At 39.7% G+C, this 15,323-nt stretch carries 17 protein-coding genes; 13 read left to right on the forward strand and 4 right to left on the reverse strand.

The features are described 5' to 3' along the window. Positions 1–7: 7 nt before the first annotated feature. The 6 genes from ACOB82_RS04525 to ACOB82_RS04550 all read left to right on the forward strand — a co-directional run bounded on the left by ACOB82_RS04525 (position 8) and on the right by ACOB82_RS04550 (position 3,404). Complete coding sequence (locus ACOB82_RS04525) at positions 8–157, forward strand: hypothetical protein (protein ID WP_448211748.1); 150 nt, start codon at positions 8–10, stop codon at positions 155–157. Between the two features lie 180 nt (positions 158–337). Beyond that, a complete protein-coding gene (locus ACOB82_RS04530) occupies positions 338–1,210 on the forward strand; it encodes a sulfurtransferase (protein WP_448211749.1) in 873 nt (290 codons plus the stop codon). Between the two features lie 366 nt (positions 1,211–1,576). After that, positions 1,577–1,870, forward strand: coding sequence for a hypothetical protein (locus ACOB82_RS04535; RefSeq protein ID WP_448211750.1), 294 nt, complete (start codon positions 1,577–1,579; stop codon positions 1,868–1,870). Between the two features lie 9 nt (positions 1,871–1,879). Next, a complete protein-coding gene (gene pspA, locus ACOB82_RS04540) occupies positions 1,880–2,542 on the forward strand; it encodes a phage shock protein PspA (protein ID WP_448211751.1) in 663 nt (220 codons plus the stop codon). A gap of 206 nt (positions 2,543–2,748) precedes the next feature. Next, positions 2,749–2,961, forward strand: a complete 213-nt coding sequence (locus tag ACOB82_RS04545) for a PspC domain-containing protein (RefSeq protein WP_448211752.1) — start codon at positions 2,749–2,751, stop codon at positions 2,959–2,961. Positions 2,962–3,059: 98 nt separating this feature from the next. Continuing rightward, entirely contained in the window at positions 3,060–3,404 is a 345-nt protein-coding gene (locus tag ACOB82_RS04550) for a hypothetical protein (protein ID WP_448211753.1), read from the forward strand. Positions 3,405–3,451: 47 nt separating this feature from the next. Here ACOB82_RS04550 and ACOB82_RS04555 read toward each other — a convergent pair whose 3' ends face one another. Further along, positions 3,452–4,192: an enoyl-CoA hydratase gene (locus ACOB82_RS04555; protein WP_448211754.1), complete on the reverse strand. Its 741-nt coding sequence runs from the start codon at positions 4,190–4,192 to the stop codon at positions 3,452–3,454. Positions 4,193–4,261: 69 nt separating this feature from the next. Here ACOB82_RS04555 and ACOB82_RS04560 point away from each other — a divergent pair, with 69 nt between their 5' ends. Genes ACOB82_RS04560 through ACOB82_RS04570 form a run of 3 tightly spaced genes read left to right on the forward strand, consistent with a single transcriptional unit; the run spans position 4,262 to position 6,523 of the window. After that, a complete protein-coding gene (locus tag ACOB82_RS04560) occupies positions 4,262–4,735 on the forward strand; it encodes a copper chaperone PCu(A)C (protein ID WP_448211755.1) in 474 nt (157 codons plus the stop codon). Positions 4,736–4,744: 9 nt separating this feature from the next. Further along, positions 4,745–5,737, forward strand: a complete 993-nt coding sequence (locus ACOB82_RS04565) for a DUF2333 family protein (protein ID WP_448211756.1) — start codon at positions 4,745–4,747, stop codon at positions 5,735–5,737. Between the two features lie 3 nt (positions 5,738–5,740). Next, positions 5,741–6,523, forward strand: coding sequence for a TIGR04219 family outer membrane beta-barrel protein (locus ACOB82_RS04570; RefSeq protein WP_448211757.1), 783 nt, complete (start codon positions 5,741–5,743; stop codon positions 6,521–6,523). Positions 6,524–6,648: 125 nt separating this feature from the next. Here ACOB82_RS04570 and ACOB82_RS04575 read toward each other — a convergent pair whose 3' ends face one another. Further along, entirely contained in the window at positions 6,649–8,226 is a 1,578-nt protein-coding gene (locus ACOB82_RS04575; RefSeq protein ID WP_448211758.1) for an amidohydrolase family protein, read from the reverse strand. A gap of 154 nt (positions 8,227–8,380) precedes the next feature. Between ACOB82_RS04575 and ACOB82_RS04580 the strand changes: the two genes are divergently transcribed. Together ACOB82_RS04580 and ssb are read left to right on the forward strand one after the other, a co-directional pair. Next, positions 8,381–8,782 carry an acyl-CoA thioesterase gene (locus tag ACOB82_RS04580; RefSeq protein ID WP_448211759.1) on the forward strand — a complete coding sequence of 134 codons (402 nt, stop codon included), beginning with the start codon at positions 8,381–8,383 and terminating at the stop codon, positions 8,780–8,782. 165 nt (positions 8,783–8,947) lie between these two features. Continuing rightward, positions 8,948–9,640, forward strand: a complete 693-nt coding sequence (ssb, locus tag ACOB82_RS04585) for a single-stranded DNA-binding protein (protein WP_448211760.1) — start codon at positions 8,948–8,950, stop codon at positions 9,638–9,640. A 211-nt stretch (positions 9,641–9,851) separates the two neighbouring features. Here the strand turns inward: ssb and ACOB82_RS04590 are convergent, their stop codons facing one another. Next, positions 9,852–10,862: a multidrug DMT transporter permease gene (locus ACOB82_RS04590; RefSeq protein WP_448211761.1), complete on the reverse strand. Its 1,011-nt coding sequence runs from the start codon at positions 10,860–10,862 to the stop codon at positions 9,852–9,854. Beyond that, positions 10,852–11,877, reverse strand: a complete 1,026-nt coding sequence (locus ACOB82_RS04595; RefSeq protein ID WP_448211762.1) for an HlyD family secretion protein — start codon at positions 11,875–11,877, stop codon at positions 10,852–10,854. Before ACOB82_RS04595 ends, ACOB82_RS04590 begins: the two co-directional genes overlap by 11 nt. A 235-nt stretch (positions 11,878–12,112) precedes the next feature. Here ACOB82_RS04595 and ACOB82_RS04600 point away from each other — a divergent pair, with 235 nt between their 5' ends. Beyond that, positions 12,113–13,285, forward strand: a complete 1,173-nt coding sequence (locus ACOB82_RS04600) for a BamA/TamA family outer membrane protein (protein WP_448211763.1) — start codon at positions 12,113–12,115, stop codon at positions 13,283–13,285. Between the two features lie 76 nt (positions 13,286–13,361). Then, entirely contained in the window at positions 13,362–15,002 is a 1,641-nt protein-coding gene (locus tag ACOB82_RS04605) for a hypothetical protein (RefSeq protein ID WP_448211764.1), read from the forward strand. Positions 15,003–15,323: the final 321 nt, after the last annotated feature.

Below are 15,323 nucleotides of genomic sequence, written 5' to 3' on the forward strand. Positions count from 1 at the left end.
CTGATTGATGCTAAGTTTATCAGCACTATTCGGCATAATGATGGCACCAGCGATAGCGGTACTGATGACATCATTAGTTGTTCGATTATTTGAGCAAAAATCTCACGAGAACGGTTCATCGTTCTTATCAAATTTTGGTAGTGATAAGCTGAACTAACTGGAGTAGTTTTCTAGTAATTGCTACATTTAGTTCTGCTTATTTCGCCACGCCCATCAGTACTTCCTCTTGGTCCTATTACGCCCGTCATTCATTTATTTCCAAAACGCTTTATATACATCATTAGTAAAATTGGTTAGCGTATCGATATTGTTAATCATATAAAAATATCCACGCATTATGAGTTTACCAAACCTCCCGCTGATAAGTGCTCAGCAACTTTTTCAACATCTTGAACAAGAAAATCCTACACAAGAAAGATTAATGATATTAGATGCAAGTATGCCGCCAATCGGTAGTATGAAAGCGCCCGAGTTTGGCTGGCCTGATACGGTGATCGGCAATGCTCGGAGAATGGATATTGAAGCAGTGTTTTCTGACAATGATGCACAATACCCTCATACCATGTTATCACCAGATGCATTTGAGCATGCTTGCCAATTACTTGGAATAAACAATGATCACCATATTGTGGTGTACGATAATTTAGGCATGTTTTCCTCGGCCAGAACGTGGTGGATGTTAAAGGCGATGGGACACCAAAACGTGAGCGTGTTAGATGGCGGTTTGCCTTATTGGTTGCAATCTAATTTGCCAACTCAGCAGGCAAATATTGAGACGCCACCCAGACAGGGCGATTTTGTTTCACGTTTCCAAACGCGCTTTTTTTGCGATGCTGACAGTGTGGCACACGCACTAAATAGTCAATCTAAACTAGTATTAGATGCTCGTGCGGCGAATCGTTTTTATGGTGAAGTACCAGAGCCTAGAGCCGGAGTAAGAAGTGGCCATATGCCTGGCGCCATGAATTTACCTTACGCAGATTTATTTGAACATGGCTTAATGAAAACATCTGGTCAACTTCAAAAAATTTTTCAAAAGCTCAATGTTAATAACCAACCTTTGGTGATGAGCTGTGGCTCAGGTATTACTGCCTGCATTTTAGCGTTAGCAGCAACCATTGCAGAACAACAAGAGATTAGCGTTTATGATGGCTCTTGGTCTGAATGGGGCAGCGATTTACGCTTTGCGGTTGAAACAGGTAAACGCTAGTTATTTTTCTTTCAACGATAAGGCAATTAACTTTGCCTTTTTGCTTAACTTCTACATAACTCCTACTTAGCACCTCGTTACACAGTTTCTTCTTATATTCTTCCTCTTTAAACCCTGTTTATGGTTCGATGCTTTTATCACCTATTCTTGATTGTTTTTTATGTTGGTTAATTTGACCACCCGCTTGGTTAAAATCGCCAAACTCTAGCGTGACATAATATGTCTTTTCGGTTGTTTACTTTATCCATTTTATTTATTTTTGCTTTAAAACAATAAGTTATAAAAATTTAATTTGTTGGCACGTCACTTGTAATAACACAGTAAACAGCAGTAAACATTGTTAGTTTATTTAAAAAGGAAAGTGACATGAGCACATTAAAAAGCAAAGTGGTTAGTACAGCAGTTGTTGTGTCTTTGGCGTTTATCGCTATGACTAAAGCCAATGCTACCGAGGTAACTTCAGAGCAAGTAATTTCACAGTTCGTGATATCGCAAGGAAAGCAGGTAATGGCTAACTTGAGTGAACAATTACAACGTTCTATTCAACAAAATATTGCACAGTTTTCAATTGAATTGCCTGTAGGCAGTACAAGCCAGTCACAAGAGATGCTGGCAAAAGCAGAAACTAAACAAGTAACAGCATTAACTGAAGAAGAGTAGGAGATTACTATGGGCATGTTTACACGATTTGCAGACATTATTAACGCCAATATTAACAGCATGTTAGATAAGGCTGAGCAACCTGAAAAAATGATCCGTTTAATTATTCAAGAAATGGAAGAAACCCTGGTTGAAGTCAGAGCAACAGCGGCTAAGCATATTGCGGAAAAGAAATCGATTAGTCGCCAATTAACTAGCTTAGAAAAAAGCTTAGCAAGCTGGCAGGAAAAGGCAGAGCTGGCAGTAAGTAAAGGCCGTGATGACTTGGCGAAAAGCGCACTGTCAGAAAAGCATAAAATAACTCAGCAATACACAGAGTTAACGGAAGAAAATGCCAAATTAGATGAGTTTTTACAATTGGTGCAAGACGATGCACAGCGCTTACAAGATAAGCTTTCAGAAGCTAAACGTCGCCAAGAAGCATTATTGTTAAGACAAGAGTCAGCAGTGGTTCGATTAAAGGTGCGTGAGCAAGCTAAGCAATACAATATCGATGAAGCCATTGTTCGCTTTGAGCGTTATCAGGAAAAAATCGAGCGAGTTGAAGCGGAAGTTGAAGCTTATGACATGACACAAAATCAAGACTTAGCTAGCCAATTCCGTGACTTGGAAAAAGATGAAAACATTGAAAATGAGTTAGCGCAGCTAAAGCAAAAAGTGGCAAACGCTTAAGTATTGTCGGGAGCGAATGACATGGAAAGTCACTGGACATTTTTATTAATTTGTTTAGCCCCTGTGATTGGGTTTGGTGTTACCGCTTTACTCTTTAGTATCGGTAGTCGAAAACTCAACACCTCTGAATAAAAAGTCAGAGTAAACAGTCAGATTAAATAGCCAGAAGAATTTATCTGATCATTATAAAAGTAGAGAGCAAGATCATGAATTATCAACGCAGTTATATCAGTAAAAAACAGTTAACCAAAGATTTGGTTCACAAAAAATTATCGGGTGTTTGTGCCGGTATTGCCAATTATTATCAAATGCCACGCTGGGGAATTCGTATTGCAGCAATTTTTGCCTTACTTACCTTTCCCGTAGCAACCGCTGTTGCTTATGTTGTTGCCGCGCTGTTATTGCCATCACGAGCTTAGTTACTTGGTGATACTGGTTACTTGGTAAAACTAGTCAATTGGTAATAAGTTGTTAGCAACAATAATCAAAAGCAGCGAGTATGGAAAGGAGCATCGCAATGACATTTTTTAAATCACTAGTGTTAGCCATATTAGCAACATTGTTTTTAACTTATGCCCTAGGTGTCAGCGTTTTAGATATTTTTGACATTAATATTTATATGGATGATCAGCTAGTAGAGCCAATAAAAAGCATTAGCTTCGCGGCATTAGTTGCAGTGTTGTTAGTGGTGGTGGCAATGGCGATAGTATTAACCGTTTTTGGCTCAATTATTTTTATTGGCTTGTTGGTTATAGGGTCTGTAGGCTTAGTCGCGGTTGGCGTATTTTGGCCAGTTTTACTTGTCGCGTTAGTCTTATGGTTAGTGTTAAGAGAGTCGCCAAATAAGTCAGCACATGTTTAGGCAATTACTATAAATAATGTGCTGACTGGTATTTTGGAATGAAGTGATTACTTACCTAAGAATTTCGACAGTATTGTTTTACAATCATCCGTTTGTAAAAGTTCAGTAAATAGCTCAACTTCTTTGGTCATCGTTTGTTCTAACAATGATGCATTCGCTTGCTTAAGCAATTGACGGGAAACACTTAATGCCTGTTGAGGCAATTGAGCAATGCGATTAGCATATTGTTGAGCGGTATCAAATAGCTTGTCTTTATCAACAATTTTCGTAATTAAGTTCAGTGATAATGCGGTTTCTGCATTAAAGCTTTCACCCAATACCAGCAACTCAAATGCTTTAACATGACCAATTAATTGCGGAAGGATAATGCTAGAACCAGCTTCAGGACATAAACCAATTTGGGTGAAAATTAAGGCAAACTTAGCATTGTCGGCAGCGATGACTACATCAGAGTGAAGTAACAAGGTTGTGCCAATGCCGACTGCAGGCCCTGCAACTGCAGCAACAATTGGTTTTTCAAATTTAGCCAGTATTTTGATAAAGCTAACAGCGGCGAGTTCTTCATCAGGAGAGGAATTTAAAAAGTCGCCAACATCGTTGCCAGCGGAAAAACATTCGGTGCTCCCTTGAATAACGACACAGCGTATTGAAGATTCGTTGGATGCATAATTAAACAGTTCACACAATTTATTATACATAGAGGTAATCAGTGCATTCTTTTTTTCTAACCGATTCAAAGTAATAGTTAGTATGCCACTGGCCTCATTTGTTAGAATTAAGTTATCCATTTCGATCGAGCTTGGTTACAATAACAGGCAGACAACAATAATAGTTCTCCAAAAGGATGTATAGACGAGATGACATTTTTTTACCGTATATTCAGTACAATTGCGCTTTCTTTAGCGGCGCACAGCATTTATGCCGCTGAGGTTGAAGTTTCAAATGGCTATATTCGTGAAGTGATTCCGGGTAACAAAATCACTTCTGCCTATATGACCATTGATAATTTATCATCAAAAACCATCAAATTAGTCGGGGCAAAAAGCGAAGATATTCCGACAATAGAAATTCATGAACATGTTATGACTGATGGCATGATGAAAATGGGACAAGTTCCCATGATAGCAATTGAAGCCAATGCCCAGATTAAGCTACAACCTATGGGCTACCACCTGATGATGTTCGGCGTTGATGCCTCATTAAAAGCAGGAAAAACTGTTGAAGTCACTTTGTTGTTTGACGGTGCTGAACCACAGTCACCAGTATCAGTTACGGTTATGCTACCGGTTGAAAGTATAAAACAAGCCAAGTCACAACATCATCACCACTAGGAGTTCGATATGACGGTAAATATAACCTACAAGAAAGTACTGAGTGTGATTGCCGGTGTGGTAATTGCCTTGTATTTACTCGGTGTTTATTGGAGCTTTGAGCCAAGTGAGTTTGACGTGCAAGCTGAAGTGACTGCTGACGCTAGCGCAGAAAATGTCATGCCAGTGGTTGGCTATACCACCACAACTACCTTAATTCGCGTAACTGAAACGTTATTAAATAAACCCGGCGGTTATTTAAGTAATGATGTGCTGCCGCCGTCGGTATTTCTCGATAATATTCCGTCTTGGGAGTTCGGTGTCTTGGAAATGGTGCGCGATATGGCGGTGGTTATGCGTCAGGAGTTTAGCCGCTCACAGTCGCAATCTCTGGAAAATGACCAATTAAAAATTGCCCAACCCAAATTGAATATTGATCACAAAAGCTGGGTAGTACCTGCAGCGGAAAGTGAATATCAAAAAGCGATTGATCAATTTTATATTTATCGCACTAATTTAGCTGACGCTTCAACGCAAAATGCGCAATTTTATACTCGAGCCGATAACTTACGCACTTGGTTAAGCAAGGTACAAAAGCGCTTAGGTAGTTACTCTCAGCGTTTAAGTGCTAGTGTTGGACGTGATGTAATTGATACTAGTTTTGCCGGTGACAAACAGGCAAAACAATCAACAACCTCTGCCTCACATCTGGCAATGAAAACCAGCTGGTGGCAAATAGATAATGAATTTTATGAAGCTCGCGGTGCTTGTTGGGCGCTACTGCATTTTCTCAAGGCAATTTCCATCGACTTCAATGACGTTTTAGTCAACAAAAATGCCCAAGTTAGTGTGCAACAAATTATTCGTGAGCTAGAAGCGAGTCAAGAAAGTGTATGGAGCCCAATGATCCTTAATGGTGATGGCTTTGGTTTATTAGCCAATCATTCATTGGTCATGGCTAATTATATTTCACGGGCAAATGCCGCATTAATCGATTTAAATGAACTATTAAGTCAAGGATAAAAAATGAAAAAAGCATTATTGGCAACAAGTTTAAGCTGTATGTTGTCAGCAACGGCACAAGCTGATGTAGTTGGTGTCTACATTGGTGGTCAAGTATGGGCAACGTCAACTGAAGGCGCATTTGCGGAATCATCTGATTTAGTGCCATTTGACTTTGACGATGAGCAACAAGCGAGTTTTTATATTGAAGTTGAACACCCGTTTCCAGTGATACCTAACATTAAAGTGTCACAGTCAACGCTTGATACTAAAGGGGTAACTACCTTAACTGATGAACTTGAATTTGGTGGTGAAACCTTTGTTGCCGGTAGCACAGTAAATGCTAAGTTTGACTTAGATTATCGAGATTACACTTTATATTATGAACTGTTCGATAACGGAGCATTGTCTTTTGATTTTGGTATTACCGCCCGTGATTTTGATGGTCATGCCTTATTAACCTCGCAAGTAGAATCAACCGATCCAGAAGGCAATCCAATTGTTATAGATTATTCTGGTAAAAATAAGTTTTCTGAAATTGTGCCATTACTTTATGCATCAACAGAAATCGGGTTAATGTTTACTGGCTTAAACTTAGTTGCTGAAGGTAATTTCTTATCGTTTGACGATCATACTTTGTATGACTATCAAGTTGGTGTCAGTTATGACCTGATCGATAATGTTATGGTTGACGTTAATATCATGGCGGGCTATCGCGCGGTTAAACTTGAACTAAATGATTTAAGTGATTTATACAGCGATATTGATGTTGATGGTGTTTATGCTGGTGTCGAAGTGCACTTCTAAAGGCACATTAAGTTCTGGCTTTAACAGCGGACAAATATTTACGTAACGATTAACGTTAACGACAAAAGAAAAGGGGCATATGCCCCTTTTTAATTTTTAGCTTTTTAAACAAAGTTTACTTTTGCTTATTCTGTTTTGGCCTTTGTACTCTTGGCTTGTTCGTTCTTTGCCTTTTCAACCATAGCACGAACGTCAGTTAATAACTCTTTAGCGTCATAAACAACACCATCTTTAATGGTGTAGTTAATGCCCGAGGTGCGAGTAGGTTGGTTATTGTCATCTAATTTGAAATGCCCAGTACCGTATAGCACTTTAAAGTTGCGTAATGGGTTTTCACTGACAACCACTAAATCGGCTTTTTTGCCTACGCGAATTGAACCAATATCATCTGCCATACCTAATGCTTCAGCGCCATTAATTGTGGCTGCTTCAATGACTTCTAACGCATTAAAGCCTGCTTCACGCAGTAGCTCTAATTCACGGATATAACCAAATCCATAAATTTTAAAGATATAGCCAGCATCAGAGCCTGTGGTGACACGACCTCCATGATTTTTATAATCATTTAAAAAGGTCATCCATTGCTGGTAATTCTTTTTCCAGGCAATTTCATCATCTGTCGTCCAGTCAAACCAATAAGAGCCATGGGCGTAACGGTTTGGTTGGAAGAAATTCCACAATGTAGGAAGCGTATATTCTTTGTGCCAATCAGCATTCATCTCGCGCATTAAATCACGGCTGGCTTCATAAATGGTCATCGTTGGGTTGATGGTAAAATCAAGCGCTAGCAGCTCATCACGAACTGTTTGCCATTTTTCAGTATCTGGCTCTGCGGCTTGCTGCCATAAACGGCCAGCTTCACCAAATCTATCTTGTTCATTATTGTAGTTGTAATCAGGTGAGTAGTTTTGAATGTGTTGGTGCTCAAATAAAGCTTCCGGTAAGCCGTACCAATGTTCCATGGTAGTTAAGCCTAATTGCGCCGAATCAACCACATTCATATTGGTTACTTCAAGTTGCGCGTGGTGCATCATACTGCGCAAACCTTGCTTTTTGGCTTCATCTAATGCGGCTTTCATAATTGTAGGTGGCGCACCAAAGAATTTAATACCTTTGGCGCCTTGTTTAGCAATTTGTTTCACCCATTTTTGTGCTTGCTTTGGTGTAGTGATTGGCTCATCCAAGCCCATACCAAAACCAACATAAGGAATAATGCGCGGTGCAACAATGGTGTTGTCGTTGCTGCGTTTTACATGGTCCATTACCCAATCAACACCATTAAAGCTACCCGGTTCACGAACCGTAGTAATACCGTGACCAAGCCATAATTTAAAAACATATTCCGCTGGAATATTATCGGCGCTGCCGCCAATATGACCATGCATATCAATAAAGCCCGGTAAAATATACTGGCCTTCAATGTTAATTTCTTTATCGCCTTCTTTTGCTTCAGGACGATACTTTGGCTTAATTGGAACACCAGGGTTGCCAACATTAACAATACGGGTGATGCGATCGTTTTCAATCACAATATCAACTGGCCCTTGGGCAGGGGCACCTTCACCGCTGACCATGATGCCACCACGTAAAATTAAACGCTTATAAGGGCCATCACCAGTGTCTTTATCTGGTGCTTTAGCACCGGGAGTTGCAAATACAGTGGCTGATAAAAGCACACTACATAGAAGGATTATTTTTTTCATAGTCGGATCTCTTTTTTATTATCTTGCCACTGTAGCTAAGCCTATGAAAAAACTATAGCTAATCGCGATTAATTGCAAAATAAAAGCGATAAACAAAGTCAGATAAACCAGATATGATGTGACAATCAAATTCATAGCTTAGGCTTTATGACTCATGTTTACAGAAATAATTACGCCAAGATTTAGCGATACCGATGCATTAGGGCACATTAACAATACTATGGTGCCTATTTGGTTTGAAGGGGCAAGAACTCCGGTATTCAAAATATTTACCCCCGAGCTGGATATAAAAAACTGGCCATTAATTTTGGCTAAAATTGATGTCTCGTTTGAAGCACAAATGTTTTATGGGCAAGAAATGGAAGTACATACCTTTATTGGTCGAATTGGTGGCTCATCGTTTGATGTTTATCAAGAGCTTTGGCAAGCGGGTCAACGAGTTGCCAAAGGTACAGCGGTTATGGTTTATTTTGATTATAAAGCGCAAAAAAGCGCAGTGCTCCCTAGTGATATTAAAGATGTGTTATCAAGTCATTTGTTCACAGGTAAAGAATAAATTATTTGTTGGGAAATGTGTTTTGGCACTACCGAACTAAGACGCACAGTGATAGAATCGATCAGCTCAGATGAACAATAATTCATTGAATAATCATTCGGCGATTTTCAGTGAAATGATAGTCAGTAAATGTGTATTACTGCCAACTGTAAATAGGAAAAGTACATGGCCAGTCGTGGTATTAATAAAGTAATAATTGTTGGTAATTTAGGACAAGATCCTGAAGTTCGTTTTATGCCAAACGGCGGCGCTGTAGCAAATTTTACTGTAGCAACTAGTGAAACCTGGAAAGATAAACAATCAGGTGAGCAAAAAGAAAAAACTGAGTGGCATCGTATTGTCATGTATCAGCGTTTAGCAGAAATCGCTGGTGAATACTTAAAGAAAGGTTCGAAGGTTTATCTTGAAGGTCGTTTACAAACACGTAAATGGCAAAACCAACAAGGCCAAGATCAGTACACCACTGAAATTATTGTTAATGATATGCAAATGCTAGACTCACGTGGTCAGTCGGGTGGCTTCCAGCAACAAGGTCAAGGTGGTTTTAACCAAGCGCCACAACAAGCTGCACAGCAAGGTGGTTTTAATCAACCACAACAGCAGCAAGGTGGTTTCAAACCAGCACAACCACAGCAAGGTGGCTACAATCAAGCTCCTGCGCAACAGCCAGCCCAGCAAAGCGGTTTTAATCAACAGCCTGCCCAACAAGGTGGCTTTAACCAACCAGCACAGCAGCAAGGTGGTTATAACCAAGGTGGACAACAAGGTGGCTATAACCAGGCACCAGCTCAGCAAAATGCACCTAAGGTTAATCCTCAAGAGCCAACTATCGATTTTGATGACGATATTCCGTTCTAAATTTCCAACTTTTCAAGTGTAAACATGAAATAAATTAAAGCCCTGTATTTACAGGGTTTTTTTTACTTATTTTTCGTATAAACCAGCATAAATTAATGTGTACACCAGCTTATCAACCTTCTGCAAGAAAACTGGCTATGGCGGCAATCCCCAACGTAAATGAGTGTTTTTTTGAGGTATAAAAGTGCATGACTAGTACTGAACATAACCGTTAAGACGGTTCATGGTGTGATAAATTCTCCACGGTTTCTTCGGTCAAATTAACGACAGTTGCCCCTATGATAATGGCCACAATAATGGAACTTAGTCTTAATAATTCAATGAATAATGACTCTGCACCATGGCTTTGTATTATATCGTTAATCAAAATAATAAAGTTGGTCAGCAGTAATTGATAAATCAATAACCGACTATCCATTCTGATGGCAAAACACACGAGTTGAAGAGCACAAAAAAGACTAATTCCGTATATCAGCCATAACGGTAAATTAGCTAAGGAAACCAGTAACACTGGTATTGTAAATAGCATGCCGACAATGGTAGTTAAGAGTTTATGTTTGCTAAAGGTATGATGTCCTTGAACATTGGGTACTTTTAATAAACTTCCTAAAGTGACCGCAATTAATAGTGATTGTTCATTGTCCAAAAGTACGAGTACTTCTAATACTAAAAACATCACAGTGGTTTTTAATACAACGGTCGATTTGCCAACGCTCAACTGACTCAGCAGGGGATGCTTGGGTTTTGTGATTAAATCTGCGCCAGGGAATAGCCAATAGCTGATAATTACACTGGCAAGGGCTAACCCAGCATGCACCATTAACATCCAAGACAAATTATTTAATGGTAGCAGGTATTGTTGCTGTAATACGGTTGCTGCCACCATGATAATAATCAAGAGCGTTGCTGCAATATCATCAGGCTTTGAATGACTTCGACTAAAACTGATAAAAAAGATCAGCCAGGTAAATATAGCCAAACCTAATACTGAACTTCTCAGCAATTGGATAGCCCCAGTTAAAAACGTACTAACAATAGCTAAGATGAAAAATATCTTAACTAATAGGGAAATTGGCGGTTTGGTTGGCGTAGTAGTTAGAAATATAATAATAAATATTGGCGCAACGATAGGCAATGGTACTTGGTAATAGTGCAAACCAAATAATACCAATAATGGCGTAAAAACAAGCCGAATAACGCCATTTGCATTGCTATGAAACATATTTCCAGATACTCAATAACCACATCCAAACATTTGCAATCCATTCACCTATAAGGCTCTGCTGAGTGAAAATGGTGACCGTTGCTTTTGAGCCAAATCTGATGTTTTTGGGAACTTCATTTTCAGCGAAGGCAATATTAACAGGGTAGCGAGTGGCGTCTACGGTGGCTGGCTGAACGGACAAAAAGCCGGTATTGGCATCGGTATTATTGCTGCCACTGCTGCCCCAACCAATGCTGATCACTTCCCCTTGAAAGGTTCTTCCTGGTAGTGCATCAAGTACGATTTTTGCAACCTGATTAGGTTTTACAAACTCTAAAGAGTTCTCTCGCATCATTGCGGCAATCCAAACCTTACTTGGATCGATAAAGGTTATTACTGAACTGCCAGGGGTTACATATTGCCCAATGCTGAGTTGTGCATTGGTTACTACTCCATAACTTGGTGCTGTTATTTCTGTTTGACTCAGTTCAAGGTAGGCAAGACTTAATTCGGCAAAAATTGCTTGAAGCTCTGGTGGCTGCTGCGCACGTGGAAATTGCTGTTTAATATGAATTAGCTGTGCTTTGGCTTCTTGTAACCGTTCATGAACCAATGTTGATGCATATAATGCATTGTCAAATTCGTTTCGATTGAGCACAGACCGTTTGGATTTGGTTGGGTCTCCGTCGACGCTGGGGCTCGCATTAGGAACTGCACTTAAACTATATTGATACTGCAAATTTTTTAACGTCGTGGGCAGTTTGGCTTGCGCTTTTTCTAAGGCAAATAAATAAGGTCGAGGATCTATTTTAAACAGCAGATCGCCAGTGTTGACGACTTGATCATCTTTAATAGCAACCTCAATAATTTTTCCAGATACTTCTGGCGATATTTTGACGAGAAAAGCGTGTACTTGCCCTTTAGAAGTCATTGGTGTGACCCGATCAGCCCAAAGGCTATAGAGCCAAATAATAACGACAGCCGCTAACAGGTAATAACTTAATTTTTGAGACGAACGTTCAGCTGTGAGCATAGAAAGTATTTAATAATTAAGTGGTGATAGTTGGTTTTATTATACTCAATATTAGGTGGTATTTTCATCACTAACAAGCAAGTCAATGATAAATACTTGTTAAAGCACACTTCACAATTAATTGAAATTGCTAGTAATATAAAGTAAAGGATACAAAAAGTGATGATCACTATGTGCTATTGGCATCGCGCAGATGGCACTGTAACAACCTAAGAGTGTATGTATGGGAGTATCAATGTTATTAAATTTAACGAGACTTATCTCGTTGTTAACCTTTGTCGCGGCGGTAAGCATGATTACTCTGGTACAAGCGACAGAATTGAACCTGGCAAATTCAGCGTCAGACCAACAATCGCCGAATCGTTTAGGTGATGCCAATAAAACAATTCCTTCACTGGTCGACTCGCAGGTTCCTGTAACGTTTGACTCTGATAATTTAGTGGTTGCGCCCATTCCATTTTCAAACCCGTCGCTGGGCTCAGGCTTAGCGGGTGTCGTTGGTTACTTTTATTCTCAAACTCCTGAACAAAAGGCGCACCAACCGCCGTCGGCATCAGGTATCGGCGTATTTAAATCGAGCAATGGCAGTTTAGGCGCTGCGATTGGTCATGTTGCCCATTGGGATAAGAATAATTGGATATTTCGTGGTGCCCTTGGTTATGCCGATTTAAATTTACAGCTAATATCTACTGACTTTCTGGGTATCGATTTTGAGTTAGATTGGGATATCACTGGGGTTGCAGGGTATGCCGAAATTGACCGAAAAATTGCAGACCATTGGTATGGCGGGCTTCATTCGATTTATATCGATTTAAAGCAGACATTTGAATTTGGTATCAGCTCAATTCATTTTGGTATTGATTCAGAAGTAGAGTCGATTGGCGTCGGTGCCGATGTCCTTTACGACAGTCGTGATTTGCCATCAAACGCCTATGACGGTTATTACCTAAAGGCCGGAGTCACCAAATTCGACACTTACTTTGGTAGTGACTCGACCTTTGACTCGTATTCTTTAGCCGTTAAAGGCTACCACCCAGCGCATCAAGACTTGACGTTGGCGTGGAAATTTCAAGGCTGTAAACGAGATGGTAGGGTGCCATTATGGGCCGCATGCCAAATTGGTTTACGAGGTTTTCCATCGACGGAATATATGTCATTACAATCGTTTGAATTGGAAACCGAAGCGCGCTGGCGCTTTGATAAACGTTGGGGGGTAGCAGCGTTTGTCGGTGCGGGTGTCCAGTCAGATACCTTGTTGTTAAGCTTTGAAGATGAGGTGATTAGAAGTTATGGCGTCGGCGTACGATATATGATTCAGCAAGCAGAGCGCGTTAATTTGCGCCTAGATTATGCGCGAAGTCACAATAATGACAGTACTATTTATTTTTCGGTAGGTGAAGCGTTCTAGCGCTATATTTAACTCAGTTCAAAGGCTATTTATGGTAGGTAATGGCGCTAGTGTAAATTATCACAAGACAAAGAGTATGTTGTTGGTCACATCATTATTGCTGTACGTATTTGCTTTTAGCACGATGGCAATGAATGAACAAAGTACCTTTGATGTCAGTGCTACACCTCAAGATAACCTTCAGGAAAGTATATTTGAAAAATACGGAATTTCCCCCGATTTACCTAAACTAGGTATTACTTCTTTGTCGCAGGGCGACAATATTGTTGAGCACGTCAATAGGGTTATCACTATTGATGGTAATGAACATAAAGCCGAAGTTTTTCTGGTTCAGACTATCGATAAAATCGGTAATATTGATCTTCGCATTAAATATCACCCCAATAATTTTACTGACGACAAAAATGTCGTTGATGAAATCGAGAAGATCACTAAAACTGAATATCTGCTTAGAAGCTACTCTCAAAGCTATGATCCGAAATCAGTGAACGTTATCGAAACTGGCGATAATAAAGTGGTGGTGTCATTTAATTATTCGAAATATCAATTGCCACAGGACATTGCCTACTTTCGTTTTATGCATGTTGACTTGGAAGTCGTCGATAAAAAGCCGAGTCAGATGGTGATCACTAATAACAAACCATTTTTTTATCAAGGTCATTATATTAATGACTATCGCCAAGTCATTCATTTTGCTCAGTTAGCTGATGGCGTGACTACCATCGACCATAAAGTTATAGAAGCTAAAGGCAGTTACAATACTAAACCATCAAGTATCAAAATTAAGATAAAAACAGTGGCCATTTATGATGATGAACTCGGTGATATTGTTGTCGATGAAAAGCTGTTATCTGAGGTCTCAGACCCAAGAATTCGCGAACAAAAAGTAGCACTTGATCGGATGTTTCCGTTAATGGCGGATCTTGTTCGTCGACAAGGTATTGATGTGCCATTACCTTACGGCGTGTCGCTTGCCTATCGCGAACAAAACTTAGATGTCGACTTTAATAGCTTCGATATTATGGGCGTTAACCTCGATCATTATTTTGATCCGGGCAGCTCTTTTGGTGAGGTGAGCGCTAAATCATTGTCATTGCGTGGCGATATTAATATCTTGCCATTTTGGAATGTTTTTGCGGTTGTTGGCAAGGTGGATGTCGATGCCTTTGTCGATGCAAGTTATACTGGCAATATCAAAACAGCGTTAGAGGAAAGGTTTGGTAAGCTTGGCGCGGCATTGGCCTGTAAGGCGGCACAAGAGGCTGGGGCAGATGTATGTAACCCAGGCAGAGTTAAATTGCCATTAGATTTAGATTACGACGTTGTTGGACTAGGTACAACGTTAGCGGTAGGTTACAAAGAAATTTTTGCGTCAGTTACAGCAACTTATACTTCAACGCGATTAAAAGGCCATCATTCATGGGGCGATACCATTGCCACCTTTCAGCCTATTATTGGCTATCAACTATTGGATTATCGCGCTCAAGTGTTCATTGGCGGTGAATATCAAGATCTTAAGGCAAACATGGAAGGCAACCTTGGCCCTATTGAAGGTTTAAACCGAGACTTTACTTATGATGTTGGCGTTAAACTTCATAAATGGGCGTATTTAGTCGGTTTTAATAAGCAAATAGGTAAACATTATAATCTCACCGTTTTATATAACAAAGGCGATACACGAGATGCCTTAACTGTCAGTTTAGGTTATCGATTTTAACCTTAATCTTAACTTCAACCTCAACCAATATACTCAATTGAATTACTCAGTACCGTGTCATCAAAATTTAACAACTCTGAAGAGTTGATCCTGCTCAACTAATTGATAGTTTTATTGATTACTGGTCTTTCTTTAATTGCCATACCTAGAGTTGATTGCTACATTTGGTTAACAATAAATTAACCTTTGGGCTTGTTTGTATGGGTTGCTATAAATACATCACTTAAAGACAGGTGTGTTGATACGGCTTTAATCTTTATTTGTTTGCCAAGTATCTTATTAAAAATAAAGGTTAAAAAAATGTAGCAACTATTGGCAGGG

The sequence above is a fragment of the Colwellia sp. MEBiC06753 genome (assembly GCF_053470325.1).